Genomic DNA, 15,779 nt, shown 5'->3' on the forward strand with positions numbered 1-15,779 from the left:
GGGAAGATAACTCAAAAATCTTGATCTGCTTTCCCTTCACTTACTATACAACTTTTTTTTGATTTAGGAAAGTGTTGTTTTCAATTGCCAGCCTGGTAATTTTTCCCCTGACATTGTGTAAAAATCAACGATTGCATTCTGATCTTGCTTTTCGAGAATGACATAGGTTTTATATTGACTCCCTCTAGGGAGTCTAATACTTCCGGGATTAATATACAGGCAGTTATCAATTTTTTCCGCTCCTGCTATATGAGAGTGACCAAAACAAATAACATTTGCACCCATTTCTTTCCCTTTCAAGCTAATATTCATCAGCGTAGATTTAATATTGTATAAATGTCCATGTGTCACGAAAATTGTCCAGTCATCAAGATGTGCTATCAAATCTTCTGGAAAATCATCACCAAAATCACAGTTGCCCTGCACGGTTTGGTAATACTGAATGACTTGATCGTCACAGGACAGTTCTGAATCCCCGCAATGAATAAACAAATCTACCTCATCCTTATGTCTCTCATACAAAACGTGCAATTCTTCCTTTAAGCCATGGCTATCACTGACAATTAAACATTTCATAGGAATTCAACTACTTTTTCATCTAGTACTTTCACTAATTCTTTTAAAGCATTGGCTCGATGGCTGATTCTGTTTTTCTCCCCTGCTTCCAAGTTAGCCATCGTTGTTTGTTTTTCCGGCACAAAGAAAATAGGATCATATCCGAAGCCATTTTCACCATCCGGCGCTTCAGCAATAATTCCCTCACATGTACCGGCTACTGTGATTGGATCCATATTTGGTCCAACCAATGCAATCGCACAATAAAAACGCGCTGTTCGTTTTTTGGCGGGAATACCCTTCATTTCTTCGAGTACCATTTCATAATTAGCTCGATCATCTTTTTCTGGACCCGCATAACGTGCAGAAAAAATACCGGGACGACCGTCCAACGCATCAATAACTAAACCGGAGTCATCGGACAGAACAGGGATTTGCAATAGCTCAGAAATAGCATTAGCCTTCAAAAGAGCATTTTCCTCAAATGTGCTTCCCGTCTCTTCCACATCGATTGCATTTTCAATATCCAATAAGGTGATGACCTTAATGCCTTTTGGGGAAAATAAAGTTTCAAATTCTTTTGCTTTTCCTTTATTTTTGGTTGCAATTAATACGGTTTTCATATTCACTTACTCCTCCCAAGAGAAAAAGCGTATGCATGGTACGCTTTATTGAATTTTAGCTGCTATTTCTCCCAACGCCTCTTGTTGTATAGTGAATAATTGCTGTATGCCTTCACTCGCAAGGTCAAGCAACTCATTTAATTGATTTCTGGAGAAAGTCGCTTCTTCGCCTGTTCCCTGAAGTTCCACGAATTCCTCTGTGCCTGTCATAATAACATTCATATCCACCAAAGCCTGAGAGTCCTCATGATAATTTAAATCAAGAACTACTCCAAACTCTTCAATCATCCCGACTGACGTGGCAGCGAGATAGTTTTTAATTGGATAGGAACTAATTTTTCCCGACTCCTGAAGTTTATCTAATGCAAGAGCCATCGCCACGAATGCGCCCGTAATCGAAGCTGTTCGCGTTCCGCCATCTGCCTGAATAACATCACAATCAATCCAGATTGTTCTCTCACCCAGTGCTTCCAAATCGACTACCGCACGTAATGCACGTCCGATTAAACGCTGGATCTCCATTGTGCGTCCGGTTACTTTCCCTTTTGTGGATTCGCGCATGGTTCTTTGCTCTGTTGCTCGCGGCAGCATCGAGTATTCAGCCGTAATCCATCCCTTGCCTTCTCCACGCATAAAAGGTGGTACACGATCCTCTATACTGGCCGTACAAATCACCTTTGTATCACCTACACTGATCAACACCGAACCTTCAGGGTGTTTTATATAATTTGTTTCTATATGTACGGGTCTTAATTCATTTTTCTCACGACCATCAAATCTCATAAGTACCTCCTAAACTGTATGTATCATGACTAAGTGTAGCATACCCCAATTTAATAAAAAAGCACCCTGTCCAAACATCACAGCCATTTTTGTCCAAATTAAAAACAGGCAAGCTCCAATAAGGAACTTACCCATATTTATTGATTATTAGTATTTACCTGTGTTGACCGTTTCAGGACGTGTTACCGGTTCGGTCAGCTTCTTGCCATCTTCCTTGAGAAGCTCTTTCTCTCCGTTTACTTGAATTGCCACTTTTTTAATGTCCTTTTGTTCAGTCAGGGATAGGACCAGCTCATTCAATAAATGCCCAGAAACGATTTTTTCTTCGTCATCAAAGCTTGAATAAATAGATTCATTGAAATTAAGCGTCACTACGCCGTCTTCTATTTTAGGTTCATCCAATAGGGCAGCATCCGGCCTGAATTCTGTTACTAGCGGCGAAGAATAACCAGGACCTTTAATCAGACTGCTGACAACTGCTTCCACATTATCTTTTTCCTGATTGCTGATTCTTTTTGTCACTGGTACATAATAATAGTTATCTGTTTCACCGGACATATAATAAACTGTGACGGGTCGAGTATTCATAATATCTGTCGACTCTGTAGGATCATTGTTAATTCCCATTAATCTTGACGCACCGTCTTCAATGGCTGTTTTATTAACAGGCATTTCTTTTAACGTTTCCCCTTCAATTTGTAATTTTACTTTATCTACTTTATCAAATTGAGTTAACGTCCATGTCACCGATTCCAGTATTTTCATTTCGTCCTCTGCCTTATAATCCTTAAACTCTTTAGAAAAATCGACGGTGGCTGCTCCATCTTTAATATCTAGACTTTTCACAGTTGTATCTGCCGGCAAGACTGCTTTAAAACCATTCGGAAGCATCTCTGTTACCGGACCGCTCGCCACTAAATATTCTACTGCCTGTTTCGCTACACTTTCTGTATTTGGTAAAGGAATTGTTTGGGGCACAATGTATCCATTTGCATCCATTAAGTATAATTCTGTTTGTATCTTTCCTTGCTCTTCAGTCGTAATCGCTTCTTCCGAGTTCACGGCTTTTTCACCTTCACCCTCTTCCTTTAGATACGTAACATCCTGTGGTGGGTCGATTTCTTCTTTTTTTGGTAAATCGAACAAGCCGCAGCCTGAGACTAAAACAGATGAGATAAGTACCGTAGCGACTAACGTTGATTTCGTTCGTATAGGCATACACCATTCCTCCTAAGACAGTTTGTACTACATATATACGGGGCTTGGCTCATTTTATACCTTAATAGGCAGAAAAAATTCCGCACTAAAAAACCCTCTGCACCATACAGAAGGTAATTAAACACTTCTGAATGTGCAAAGGGTATTATATTTATTCTTCCTATTCACTCTGCTAAAAGCTTAGCATGTTCTACTGTTTCTACCGCTTCACCAAGCCATGAATAGGCTATCGATTTAAACATCCTTCTCGAACCAGTAGTATAGAAGCTATAGGTTGGTTGATTATTCTCCTTATTCAGCATACCTGCATGCTCCAATAAAACACTGGCTTCTCTCGCAGTTTCTTCACCGGAGGATATAACCGTCACATAAGAGCCCATATAATTTGAAATGGGTTCTGTCAGCAATGGATAATGCGTACAACCTAAAATTAATGTGTCCATACTTCTATTTTTCAGAGGCTTTAATGTTTCGGCTACAATTTTTTTTGCAATGGCACTGTTCCATTCACCGCTTTCTACCAGCGGTACAAATTTAGGGCATGCGAGACTTTCAATATGGACTCTTGGGTGAATACTCAATAATGCCTTATTATAAGCTTTGCTGCGCACCGTTCCTTCTGTGCCAATGATACCGATATTTCTTGATTTTGATACATCAATCGCTGCTCTTGCCCCTGGTTGAATAACACCCAGAACCGGGATCGGCAGAGTAGCCCTCATTTCCTCCAGTACCGCAGCCGTTGCGGTATTGCAGGCTATAATAAGCATTTTAATATTCTTCTTTAAAAGGAAATTAGCCATTTGCCATGTAAACTTTCGTACTTCATCCATTGGCCGGGGTCCATATGGACATCTAGCCGTATCACCTAAGTATACTAAGTTTTCATTCGGGAGCTGCCTGATAAATTCTTTAAAAACTGTTAATCCACCAACTCCTGAATCTATAAGCCCTATTGGGTTTTCTCTATCCAAATCAGATCGCCTCTATCTATCTTTTGCTTACACTCTAGCTCTAGTTCTATTTTTCAAACCAGACTGTCTATACATTTTCTTTAGTTTGTCCATTTTCCAATTCATCTTTTAGACACAAAAATAGAGTAGTGAGTCAAACCACTTACTTTGCATTTTACAATGACCTGTATAGTGATTTGTTATTCGCTACTCTTCCTAATTTATGGACTCATAAAGGAATTGTCAAGAACAATGATAATTAGATCAATTGATACATATACTTGAAATAAAGATCATCAAGTGATTCTATAACTCCAATTCACCCATTCGAAGTAGTTCTACGACCGCCTGGGAACGGCCCTTTACGCCCAATTTTTGCATCGCATTGGATATGTGATTTCTCACTGTTTTCTCACTAATAAAAAGGTCCTTGGCGATATCTTTCGTTGTTTTGTCCTGTACCAATAACTCAAATACTTCTCTTTCTCTTTTTGTGAGTAAAGGTTTATGAGTGAAATCGTTCTCCTTCAACTATTGTAACCCTCCTTGCTACCAGCCATAACCTTAGGATTGGGTATATATTTAGTCACGTTAGTGTATGTTACTGGTCTATAAGGAGTGACTATATTTAGATGTGATTAAACGTGTTTTTAAGATTGATGCTGCTTCTTCAATCCTGCAGCAAATAATTCCTTCATTTCATCTGTCCAGGCTACCGGCTTACCGGTGATTCTGGAAATTTGAACAATTGTTCCACGCCCTGTAAAACATGGAACTCCACCTTCCCGTACCCCTAGATAATGAATATCAACCGATGATTTACCTATTCTTTGTGCCTTCACTTTAATATCCAGTTTCTCATCGAAAAAAACTTGATTGAGAAAATCACATTGAAGATCTGCCACAACCGGGATTGTTTCATTGTTTGTATCCACCCAATCCTGCATCATTCCAAGACTTTTAAAATATTCAATTCGCGCTTGTTCAAAATAGGCAAAAGGGACTGTGTTATTCAAATGCCCAAACATATCAGTTTCTGAAAATCTCACATTGATAGGAGAAGAAAAAATAAATTCTTCTTTCCACTCCTCCATATTTTCAATATATGCAATTTTACTCATACGGAAACACACCTTCCCACTTAATGAATGATTATTCATTCATTATACAGAAAAATGTACGGAAATGTAATTATTTTACCGGGGAACTGTGTATTATTTTATCGATAATTGTCTCTTAACGCAGCAAACCTATGACCATTCTTTTACAAAGAATAATCTTGGTATATGGCATGATGAGTAGGTAAGTACGAAACAAACCAAAACCAAACTATTTAATCCTAATGAAAAGACCGTCTCTCAAACTATTGAATGACGGTCTTTTCTTGATACTGCTCTTATTTAAGCCTATGCGATTTTTAAGACGACAGTGAGCTGTTAGTGAAATCAATAGGCTTTCATATCGTCTATCAATCTTCTGGCATTTATCAGAAGTATTCTATTTACCTATCTCTTCTCTATAGCAGAGAGATTTGAATATAAAAAATGATTTTAAATCTTGTCACTTCCAAAGAAATTTTTGAAAGCTTGGATATTTGTATCACGATTTAATGCAGCAATCGATGTGGTTAAAGGAATCCCTTTCGGACAAACTTGCACACAGTTTTGGGAGTTACCGCAATCCTGTATTCCTCCATCACCCATTAATGCATTCAAACGTTCTGCTTTTTGCATCTCACCTGTTGGATGAGCATTAAATAAACGAACCTGCGATACTGGAGCCGGTCCTATAAAATTGGACTTATCATTTACATTCGGGCAGGCTTCCAGACAAACACCACATGTCATACATTTAGATAATTCATAGGCCCATTGGCGTTTTTTCTCAGCCATACGTGGTCCTGGTCCTAAATCGTACGTACCGTCAATCGGAATCCATGCTTTCACTTTTTTAAGTGAATCAAACATTCTGCTGCGGTCTACCTGAAGGTCGCGGATAACCGGGAATGTACGCATTGGTTCCAGTACGATTGGCTGTTCATATTGATCAACCAACGCTGTACAGGATTGCCGGGGCTTACCGTTAATGACCATGGAACAGGCACCGCAAACTTCTTCCAGACAGTTCATATCCCAAGTAACTGGGCTTGTTTTCTTGCCATCCTTTGTAACCGGGTTACGGCGTATTTCCATTAAAGCAGAGATGACATTCATATTTGGTCGATAGGACAGCTCAAATTCTTCAAAATAAGGCTCAGAGTTCGGGTTGTCCTGGCGTTGTATCTTAAACAGTACTTTACTTTCTGTAGCCATAATTAATTTGCCCCCTTGCTCTTAGAGTAATCACGTTTACGCGGCTTGATGAGTGATACATCAATATCTTCGTAATAAATATTTGGTGCAGATTTACCATCTACAAAGTCAGCCATTGTCGTTTTCATGAACTCTTCATCATTTCGTTCAGGGAAATCAGGTTTGTAGTGAGCACCACGGCTTTCATTACGCTGCAGGGCACCAAGTGTAATGACACGTGCCAGCTGAAGCATATTGTATAGCTGACGTGTAAAGGATGCTCCCTGATTGCTCCATTTAGCTGTATCATTAATATTAATGTTTTCCCATCTTTCAAGCAGTTCTTGGATTTTTTCATCCGTTTTTTGAAGCTTGTCATTATAACGAACCACAGTTACATTATCCGTCATCCATTCGCCTAATTCTTTATGGATGGAATATGCATTCTCAGTTCCATTCATGGACATGATCCGATTCCATTTTTCCATTTCAACATACTCATGTTGTACGTATAAGGAATCCGGTAAGGAGTCAGCACTTCTCGCAAGCCCATTAACATAGCGTACAGCATTGGGTCCTGCCACACTTCCTCCATAAATAGCAGATAATAAGGAATTTGCTCCCAAACGATTAGCTCCGTGCTGTGAAAAATCGCATTCACCGGCTGCAAATAAGCCAGGTATTTTGGTCATTTGGTCGTTATCAATCCATAATCCACCCATGGAATAGTGGACAGCAGGGAAGATTTTCATTGGCAATTTGCGCGGATCATCACCTGTGAATTTTTCATAGATTTCAATAATACCGCCTAATTTAATATCAAGCTCCTTTGGATCTTTATGAGAAAGATCCAAGTAAACCATGTTCTCACCGTTGATTCCCAATTTTTGATTCACACACACATCAAAAATTTCGCGTGTAGCGATATCACGGGGAACAAGATTTCCATAAGCAGGATATTTTTCCTCTAGGAAGTACCATGGCTTACCATCTTTATATGTCCAGATACGTCCGCCTTCACCACGTGCAGACTCACTCATCAAGCGAAGTTTATCATCTCCAGGGATTGCTGTTGGATGGATTTGTATAAATTCACCATTTGCATAGGTAGCGCCCTGCTGATACACAATCGCAGCTGCTGCACCAGTATTAATGATGGAATTCGTAGATTTACCAAAAATAATGCCGGGTCCTCCGGTCGCCATGATCACAGCATCCCCGCGGAAAGATTTAATTTCCATAGAGGTTAGATTTTGAGCTACAATTCCACGGCATATCTGTTCATCATCAAGCACCGCTCCAAGGAACTCCCAGCCCTCATATTTCTGTACAAGACCAGCCACTTCATAACGGCGAACCTGTTCATCCAATGCATAGAGTAATTGCTGCCCAGTAGTAGCGCCCGCAAAAGCTGTTCTATGATACTGAGTACCGCCGAAACGTCTGAAATCCAGCAATCCCTCTGGCGTACGGTTAAACATAACACCCATACGGTCAAACATATGAATGATCGATGGAGCCGCATCACACATAGCTTTTACCTGTGGCTGATTAGCCAGGAAGTCACCGCCATAAACGGTATCATCAAAATGTTCCCAAGGTGAATCTCCTTCACCCTTTGTGTTTACCGCTCCATTAATACCTCCCTGGGCACAAACAGAATGAGATCTTTTAACGGGTACGACAGAAAAAAGTTCTACTTTATGTCCTACTTCAGCGATTTTGATGGTTGCCATTAAACCAGCAAGACCGCCGCCGACTACGATTATATTCCCTTTACTCATAAACCGACCCTCTCCTTATTAAACTAGCAGACTCTCCTGCTAAGCTATTGCAATTGTTTAAGCCATGTTGATAAACGCCAGCAGAGTACGAATAGAAACAAAAGCTAAGAATACAAAAACTCCAAGAGTTATATATGTAAATATCCTTTGGGATTTTGGCGTTACGATAAGTCCCCATCTTAACGCAAATGACCATAGCCCGTTTGCAAAGTGAAATATTGCTGAAAGTACACCTACCATATAGAACACAATCATAAATGGATTAGAAAAAATCTCTACCATCATATCCGCATTCGCCGTGTCTCCTAATGCTACCTGTACTCTCGTTTGCCAAACATGCCATACGATGAAAATAACAGTCAGGATACCAGTGATCCTTTGTAAAGCAAACATCCAGTTACGGAAATAGCTATAACTTCCCACTGAATATTTTGCTGTGAAAGCAATATGAAGACCTAATACAGCATGGAATAATATAGGCAAATAAATTAGTACAATTTCCAAGGCAAGCCTAAAAGGCAAATCATGCATAAATTCAGCTGCTTTGTTGAATGCTTCAGGCCCTCTTGTCGCAAAATAATTGACCATTAAATGCTCAATCAGGAATAACCCGATTGGTAATACCCCTAACAACGAATGTAACCTGCGTAAATTAAACTCGCGACGACTCTCCATAGTTACCCTCCCTCTGAAAATGAAAAAATAAAAGTATAGCCTTTGGATAAGGACTATGCCTTAAATAATTGCGAGCAGACCTTCATCATAACCGCAATCATCTAACTCACCACCCATCTAAGATGCTAAAAACATTTTCCTGCAAAATTAATAGATGAATAGTATAAAAAAATAATAATTCCACATATTCTTACAATTATGTGACGGTTTTATTGTACTCCTTTCCACCAAAATGCGTCAAGAAAACGGATACAGAGTTTTCCTTTTTCTCAACATATTTTGGAATAAATGGATATTTTCCTATTTCTATATATTGCCTATCAAATACTTAGTAGAAAATGTATATTTATCCTTGCATCTACTCCCCTATATATAGCTATAATAATGTATGGAAAGAGGGGGAAGTATGGCAAAAGAAGAAAAGTTAGAGTCAGAGGAAATGACACCTGTCACCGACAATGAGCCGTTAATACCTGCATTTGGATATGAAATAATAAGAGAGTTCCTTTTGGAGGATTTATTAGGGAAGGAAGGCCCTCAAATCCTTTATTGGGCTGGAAAACAAATTGGAAGAAGATTTCCGTTATCGAATCCGGAAGAAATCATTACGTTTTTCCATGCTGCCGGATGGGGTGATCTTCGGCTTGTAAAGGAAACAAAAGATGAATTAAAGTGGGAGCTATCTGGTGAATTAATCCAACGTAGATTTTCAATTAACGAAAACGCCAATTTTCAATTAGAGGCAGGCTTTCTTGCCTATCAAATAGAACATCAAAGAAAAGTGGTCTCTGAAAGCTATGAGGAACAAAAGAAACGAGCGAAATTAGTTTACTTTACGGTAAAAAGCGATAATAAGGATACCATTTAAATCAAGACTTTATTTCTCAAAGAACCTATATGCCGATTAAATATGTATTCTAGTAAGAGGGGAGCTCCTGCAGGGGGTTCCCCTACTATTTTATATTTTAATCCGATTTATATTCTTAGCTGTGAAAGATCTGCACTTAATTGGTTTAAACAAAAAAACTGTACCTCAGTTTGCTGGCTTTATATCTGCCAAACAGGGTACAGTTTTCAACTTTTTAATTATTTTTTGGATCTTCATTTAGTTTTTCCAATAAAGCTTGTACGCTCGGTGCAGGAATTCCAAGCTGAGTAATTTCCTCAAATGTGGCTTCCTTCATCTTTTTAATGGATCCAAAATGCTTAAGCAATTGTTTTTTCCGTTTCTCACCAATACCCGGAATACCATCCAATACAGATTGGAAGCTGGATTTCCCCCTGATTTGACGATGGAATGTTATGGCAAAACGGTGAACTTCATCCTGTATTCGCTGCAACAGATAAAACTCCTGACTGGATCTGCCTAACGGAATAATTTCTAAAGGATTGCCGTATAGCAGTACAGAAGTCTTGTGTTTATCATCCTTTGCCAAACCTGCTACAGGTATCTCCATTCCATACTCATCCTCAATCACTTCACGAACTGCTTCAATATGCCCCTTGCCACCATCGACAATTATTAAATCAGGAAAAGGAAGGTTCTCCCGGAGTACTCGAGCATATCTTCTTCTGACAACTTCTCGCATGGAGTCATAATCATTCGGACCAATTACGGTCTTAATTTTATATTTTCGATATTCCTTACGTTCCGGCTTCCCATCAATAAACACAACCATTGCTGAAACAGGATCGACACCCTGAATATTTGAGTTATCAAAAGCTTCGATGCGACGGGGGATATGAATCCCCATAACTTCCCCTAAATTCTCAATTGCCTTAATAGTACGTTCTTCATCTCTTTCAATTAAAGAAAACTTCTCCTGCAAAGCAATTTTGGCATTTTTAACCGCGAGCTTCACTAAATCTTTTTTCGCTCCGCGCTTTGGCTGAGCTACTTTCACATCAAGCAAGCCTTCAGCCAGTTCTAAATCGATATCATCCGTCAGGAGTACTTCTCTTGGTTTAAAATGATTTGATTTTGAATAAAATTGTCCTAAAAAAGTAAGCAATTCGTCGGAAGGATTATCATAGATAGGAAATAACGATACATCCCTCTCAATCAATTTTCCTTGGCGGACAAAAAATACCTGAACACACATCCACCCTTTGTCTACTGCATATCCAAATATATCCCGGTCCGTTAAATCACTGAATACAATTTTTTGCTTTTCCATGGTTGCTTCTATATGTGCAATTTGGTCCCTTAATTCTTTGGCACGCTCAAAATCCAATTCTTCAGAAGCCTTATACATATTCGCTTCCAAATCCTTCTTAATATCCTTAAAACCTCCATTTAAAAATCTCGTAATTTCATCTGTGATCTGCTTATAATCATCTTCTCTGACCACTTTTTCGCAAGGCGCCAAACATTGGCCAATATGATAATACAAGCATGCCTTAGCAGGAAGTGTCGTACATTTCCTAAGCGGATACAGTCTGTCTAATAACTTTTTAGTTTCATTCGCTGCATGTACATTGGGATATGGTCCAAAATACTTCCCCTTATCTTTTTTCACGTTTCTTGTAATAATCAATCTGGGATGCCTTTCCGAGGTTATCTTGATAAACGGAAAACTTTTATCATCTTTAAGCATGATGTTATATTTGGGATCATATTTTTTTATGAGATTCATTTCTAATATCAGTGCTTCCATATTAGAAGAGGTAACGATATATTCAAAGTCCTCGATTTCCGAAACAAGACGTTGTGTCTTCCCATCATGAGAACCGGTGAAATAGGAACGAACCCTATTTTTTAATACTTTTGCTTTTCCTACATAGATGACCACATTTTGGCGGTCCTTCATTATATAACAGCCAGGCTGGTCAGGTAACAACGCAAGCTTATCTTTTATATGCTGCTTCAAAAGGGTTCCCCCCTCTTCAAATAGTATGGTTTCTATTATTATAAACGGAATTTATGAATAAAGGAGGTTTTAATACTTTCCATAAGAAAAAAGACTCCGGTCGTCCGAAGTCTTTTACATTAAACCTTAAGCATGCTTGGAAATTAAATTAACAAGTGCTTCTTTTGGTTGGAAACCGATTACTTTATCTACCACTTCTCCATCTTTAAAAAGAACAAGTGTAGGGATACTCATTACACCAAATTTAACAGCTGTTTCTTGATTTTCGTCTACATCTAATTTAACGATTTTGACTTTACCATCTAGTTCAGCATCAATTTCTTCTAATACAGGTGCGATCATTTTACAAGGTCCACACCAAGGTGCCCAAAAATCAGCTAAAACCAAGCCTTCGCTTGTTTCTGTTACGAACGTTTGATCTGTTACATGAGAAATTGCCATGTTTCTTACCTCCTAAGACTTACATTAAGTAAACTATAAGTGGAGTATACCACTGTTCTATATAGGATGCTACTGTCCTGCTTAATTATCCTGTATTTCAACGTATTAAAAGATACTTGTTTTAACCTTAATTAGAAAAACAGGGTAGCAAATTTGCTACCCTGTTTTTGCCTACTTAAATGATTAAGATTTAACAAGAAGATTTTTGAACTCTTCTGTTAATAAAGGAACTACTTCAAACAAATCACCAACAATGCCGTAATCCGCAACTTTAAAAATATTGGCCTCTGGATCTTTATTGATAGCAACAATTACTTTGGAATTGGACATTCCTGCTAAATGCTGGATAGCTCCGGAGATTCCACAAGCAATGTAAAGATCTGGGGTTACTACTTTACCTGTTTGCCCAATTTGTAAGGAATAGTCACAGTAATCTGCGTCACAAGCTCCGCGTGATGCCCCAACTGCACCGCCAAGGAGATTTGCCAATTCCTTAAGTGGTTCAAAGCCTTCTTCACTTTTCACTCCACGGCCACCGGCAACGATTACTTTTGCCTCTGACAGGTCTACTCCCTCAGTTGCTTTTCGCAATACTTCTTTAATAACTGTACGTAAATCCTTGATATCCACAGATAAAGTTGACACATCACCCGTACGGGACGGATCATGATCGAGCGGGTCAATATTATTAGGTCTGATGGTCGCAAATACTAACCCATCTGTCACAATCCTCTTTTCAAATGCTTTGCCGGAGTATATCGGACGTGTAAATACAATATTTCCACCTGCTTCTTCTACACCAATGGCATCTGAAATTAAACCTGAGTTTAATTTACCGGCGACTCGTGGTGCTAAGTCTTTCCCCAATGATGTATGGCCGAAAATAAGCCCTTCAGGAGATTCCTGTTCGATAACAGCTAATAAAGCTTGAGTATAGCCGTCTGATGAATACTGTTTAAGCAATTCATTCTCAACAACGATTACACGGTCTGCACCGTAATGAATGAATTCCTTGCCGATCTCTGCAACAGACTCTCCAAATACAACACCTACAACTTCTCCACCCTCAGCAACTGTCTTAGCTGCAGCGATTGCTTCATAGGATACATTACGTAGAGAAGAGTCTCTTGTTTCACCCAAAACCAAAATCTTTCTAGACATAATTTTACCTCCCGTTATTTTTCCCTTTGTGTTGGTTGCTATCTATCTCTTCACCAATAAAATGAATGATTCCTTTCATTCATTTTAAATTACCTTCGCTTCAGTGCGAAGCAGGGTAACCAGTTCTTTTATTTGTTCAGGAATTTCTCCTTGTAAGACCTTACCTGCATCTTTCTTAGGCGGCAGATAAATTTCAATACTCTTCGTTTTAGCCTCAACATCTTCTTCTTCAAGTTCGAGATCATCCAATTCCAATTCATCAAGCGGTTTTTTCTTCGCCTTCATGATCCCAGGTAAGGAAGGATAGCGCGGCTCATTTAAACCTTGTTGTGCTGTTATTAATAAAGGCAGAGATGTCTCGATAATTTCAGAATCCCCTTCCACATCTCTGGTAACGGTTACATTTTCACCGTTAATTTCAAGTTTAGTAACTGTGGTTACATAAGGGATATCAAGTAATCCGGCAACACGCGGTCCAACCTGACCGGAACCTCCATCTATCGCTACATTTCCCCCAATAATCAAATCTACTTCTTGTTCTTTCAAATATTGAGCCAATATTTTAGAAGTTGTAAATTGATCTCCATTTTCTACGTCATTTTCAATATTTATAAGAACTGCCTTATCAGCACCCATAGCAAGCGCAGTTCGCAGCTCTTTCTCAGCGTCTTCACCGCCGACTGTAACCACAGTCACTTCGCCGCCTTGTGCATCACGAACCTGGATGGCTTCTTCCACTGCATACTCATCATATGGATTAATAATAAACTCAGCACCATCTTCTTGAATACGTCCGTTTGATAATGAAATTTTCTCCTCTGTATCAAATGTCCTTTTTAGCAAAACATATATATTCATGTTATGCCCTCCTATTGTTCGTATTAATTTTAAAGATTGAGAAAACAATATATAAAACTCCTACTCCCCGAAGTTTTCACTTCGAAGAGCAGATGGTACTCACAGAATGATTCGCTATCACAAGCTTATTTCCCTTTAAATACCGGTAAACGTTTTTCTAAAAATGCTTGAATTCCCTCTTTGGCATCTTCAGTTATAAATATCTTACCAAACTGAATGGCTTCCTCCTCTACCCCTTTGTAATAGTGTTCATGTTTGGAGTAGTTAATAAGATGGATAGCTTTTTCAAGAGCAATCGGACTTTTTCTTGCCATTTTACCGGCAATTTCTTTAACAGCATCCATTAGCTCTTCTTCCTTAAAGGCATGATTTGCAAGTCCTGCTGCAACAGCCTCCAATCCAGAAATAGGTTCAGATGTGAACATCATCTCAGCAGCTTTGGCAGCTCCTACATACCGGGTGAGCCTTTGAGTGCCTGCAAAGCCCGGAATAAGGCCTAGCTGCAGCTCTGGCAAGCCTAGCTTAGCTGACTCCGTTACATATCGCAGATGGCAGGACATGGCGAGCTCCAGCCCACCACCTAATGCCGCTCCATGAATCGCAGCTATGACAGGTTTTTTAAACCGTTCAATTCGTTCGAATAAATCCTGTCCTCTTTTGGAAAGCCTAGAAAAATCTTCTTCAGATGCAACCGTTGTAAACTCTTTAATATCAGCACCTGCTGAGAAAAATTTCCCTTCCCCATAAAGAACAACAACCCGTACATCATCCTTTTGCTCAATTGAATCAAACATAGCAGATAAATCATCGAGTAGTTCAGAAGCCAATGCGTTTGCCGGTGGCCTGCTTATTGAAACATAAGCTACCTGATTCTCCTCGTATACATGTAATGTCTTCATGTGGACTACCCCTTTATTTGACTTAGTTCAGCTGGTTTAAGCACCCAATCCATTGATTATTAATTGTTGAACTGGTTCAGCTTGGTCGTTTAGATTATATTTTTGTTCATTCATTATCCAGGTCGTAACGATTTCATCTAAAGTACCAAATACCATATGGCGCGCCAGACGAACATCAAGATCATGTTTAAATTCACCTTGTTCGATACCGACAATCAGGATTGAATCGACAAGCTTCAAATATCCCTTAAGAACATCGTTAATTTTGTGTCTTATATCTTTATTTGATTGCCGTAACTCCAGCTGCGTGACGATAGCCAAGTGCTTATCCTCAGAAAGAATCTCAAAATGCTTGCGAACAAGCACCAGCATTTTTTCTTTCGCACTGGATACTCTCTCCATCTCTTCTTCAATGCTGGATATAAAACTCCCCAATTTGTCCTGGAACATGGAAATCAAAATATCTTCTTTATTCTTGAAATACAAGTAAATTGTACCATCTGCTACACCCGCCTGTTTTGCTATCTTGGAGACTTGTGCTTGATGGTAGCCGTTTTCAGCAATCACAATAACGGCCGCATCAATAATCTGTTTGTATTTTGGGCGGTCTTTTTTCATTATCATTCTTCCTCCTCTAAAATGAATGAATAGTCATTCATATTTTTATA

Annotated in this window: 17 protein-coding genes; 1 reads left to right on the forward strand and 16 read right to left on the reverse strand. The window is 39.1% G+C overall.

The features are described from left to right. Positions 1-63: 63 nt before the first annotated feature. The 10 genes from AC4G3K_RS04290 to AC4G3K_RS04335 all read right to left on the reverse strand — a co-directional run bounded on the left by AC4G3K_RS04290 (position 64) and on the right by AC4G3K_RS04335 (position 8,882). Positions 64-576, reverse strand: coding sequence for a metallophosphoesterase family protein (locus AC4G3K_RS04290; protein WP_491132563.1), 513 nt, complete (start codon positions 574-576; stop codon positions 64-66). Continuing rightward, positions 573-1,178: an XTP/dITP diphosphatase gene (locus AC4G3K_RS04295; RefSeq protein WP_491132564.1), complete on the reverse strand. Its 606-nt coding sequence runs from the start codon at positions 1,176-1,178 to the stop codon at positions 573-575. The genes AC4G3K_RS04290 and AC4G3K_RS04295 overlap by 4 nt, the downstream gene beginning before the upstream one ends. A 45-nt stretch (positions 1,179-1,223) precedes the next feature. Beyond that, positions 1,224-1,961 (reverse strand): ribonuclease PH, encoded by a 738-nt coding sequence (rph, locus tag AC4G3K_RS04300; RefSeq protein WP_491132565.1) that lies wholly within the window; start codon positions 1,959-1,961, stop codon positions 1,224-1,226. 147 nt (positions 1,962-2,108) lie between these two features. Then, a complete protein-coding gene (locus tag AC4G3K_RS04305) occupies positions 2,109-3,179 on the reverse strand; it encodes a GerMN domain-containing protein (protein ID WP_491132566.1) in 1,071 nt (356 codons plus the stop codon). Positions 3,180-3,343: 164 nt separating this feature from the next. Then, a complete protein-coding gene (gene racE / locus AC4G3K_RS04310) occupies positions 3,344-4,153 on the reverse strand; it encodes a glutamate racemase (protein ID WP_491076051.1) in 810 nt (269 codons plus the stop codon). Positions 4,154-4,438: 285 nt separating this feature from the next. Further along, a complete protein-coding gene (locus tag AC4G3K_RS04315) occupies positions 4,439-4,663 on the reverse strand; it encodes a helix-turn-helix domain-containing protein (protein WP_066108719.1) in 225 nt (74 codons plus the stop codon). 119 nt (positions 4,664-4,782) lie between these two features. Beyond that, positions 4,783-5,253 carry an acyl-CoA thioesterase gene (locus AC4G3K_RS04320; RefSeq protein WP_491132567.1) on the reverse strand — a complete coding sequence of 157 codons (471 nt, stop codon included), beginning with the start codon at positions 5,251-5,253 and terminating at the stop codon, positions 4,783-4,785. A gap of 429 nt (positions 5,254-5,682) precedes the next feature. Then, entirely contained in the window at positions 5,683-6,444 is a 762-nt protein-coding gene (gene sdhB / locus AC4G3K_RS04325) for a succinate dehydrogenase iron-sulfur subunit (RefSeq protein WP_491076053.1), read from the reverse strand. A gap of 2 nt (positions 6,445-6,446) precedes the next feature. After that, the gene (gene sdhA, locus AC4G3K_RS04330) at positions 6,447-8,207 is read right to left on the reverse strand and encodes a succinate dehydrogenase flavoprotein subunit (protein WP_491132568.1); all 1,761 of its coding nucleotides are present in this window, start codon (positions 8,205-8,207) and stop codon (positions 6,447-6,449) included. 57 nt (positions 8,208-8,264) lie between these two features. Next, positions 8,265-8,882 (reverse strand): succinate dehydrogenase cytochrome b558 subunit, encoded by a 618-nt coding sequence (locus tag AC4G3K_RS04335; RefSeq protein WP_491076055.1) that lies wholly within the window; start codon positions 8,880-8,882, stop codon positions 8,265-8,267. Positions 8,883-9,288: 406 nt separating this feature from the next. Here AC4G3K_RS04335 and AC4G3K_RS04340 point away from each other — a divergent pair, with 406 nt between their 5' ends. Next, the gene (locus AC4G3K_RS04340) at positions 9,289-9,750 is read left to right on the forward strand and encodes a YslB family protein (RefSeq protein ID WP_491076056.1); all 462 of its coding nucleotides are present in this window, start codon (positions 9,289-9,291) and stop codon (positions 9,748-9,750) included. A gap of 214 nt (positions 9,751-9,964) precedes the next feature. Here the strand turns inward: AC4G3K_RS04340 and uvrC are convergent, their stop codons facing one another. From uvrC to fadR, 6 genes are all read right to left on the reverse strand, one after another. Beyond that, positions 9,965-11,752 (reverse strand): excinuclease ABC subunit UvrC, encoded by a 1,788-nt coding sequence (gene uvrC / locus AC4G3K_RS04345; protein ID WP_491132569.1) that lies wholly within the window; start codon positions 11,750-11,752, stop codon positions 9,965-9,967. Between the two features lie 126 nt (positions 11,753-11,878). Next, entirely contained in the window at positions 11,879-12,193 is a 315-nt protein-coding gene (gene trxA / locus AC4G3K_RS04350) for a thioredoxin (RefSeq protein ID WP_491076058.1), read from the reverse strand. 183 nt (positions 12,194-12,376) lie between these two features. Beyond that, positions 12,377-13,354 (reverse strand): electron transfer flavoprotein subunit alpha/FixB family protein, encoded by a 978-nt coding sequence (locus tag AC4G3K_RS04355; RefSeq protein WP_491132570.1) that lies wholly within the window; start codon positions 13,352-13,354, stop codon positions 12,377-12,379. An 84-nt stretch (positions 13,355-13,438) separates the two neighbouring features. After that, positions 13,439-14,212, reverse strand: coding sequence for an electron transfer flavoprotein subunit beta/FixA family protein (locus AC4G3K_RS04360; protein WP_491132571.1), 774 nt, complete (start codon positions 14,210-14,212; stop codon positions 13,439-13,441). Positions 14,213-14,337: 125 nt separating this feature from the next. Further along, a complete protein-coding gene (locus AC4G3K_RS04365) occupies positions 14,338-15,111 on the reverse strand; it encodes an enoyl-CoA hydratase (RefSeq protein WP_491132572.1) in 774 nt (257 codons plus the stop codon). 36 nt (positions 15,112-15,147) lie between these two features. Continuing rightward, positions 15,148-15,729, reverse strand: a complete 582-nt coding sequence (gene fadR / locus AC4G3K_RS04370; protein WP_491076062.1) for a fatty acid metabolism transcriptional regulator FadR — start codon at positions 15,727-15,729, stop codon at positions 15,148-15,150. Between the last annotated feature and the right edge of the window lie 50 nt (positions 15,730-15,779).

The organism is Bacillus sp. z26, assembly GCF_058313635.1.